Below are 226 nucleotides of genomic sequence, written 5' to 3'. Positions count from 1 at the left end.
GACCTATTTTGACGACGTTCCAATACTGTTTTTGCTTTTCTTTGAGAACCGCAATCAGGTGTTCAATTGCGGGTTTCAGCTTCAAAATACTGGTGATCGCTGAAATATTCATTGCCGTTGGAAATGTGTCATTAGAACTTTGCGAGTGGTTGACGTCATCGTTGGGAAGAATCGTCACAGAACCGTCAAGCTGACGACAGAGGTTGGCGATAACTTCGTTAACGTT

Annotated in this window: 1 protein-coding gene; it reads right to left on the bottom strand. The window is 43.4% G+C overall.

Annotated features, from left to right (window positions below; translation table 11 throughout):
- Nucleotides 1–226: lyase family protein (locus CBI42_RS12215; RefSeq protein ID WP_256963851.1), on the bottom strand; the 226-nt coding region annotated here is incomplete at both ends.

Source organism: Streptococcus sp. KR (genome assembly GCF_002238115.1).
Lineage (GTDB): Bacteria > Bacillota > Bacilli > Lactobacillales > Streptococcaceae > Streptococcus.
The sequence above is the reverse complement of the archived record's forward strand: the minus strand, read 5'-3'. Positions and strand labels throughout refer to the sequence as shown.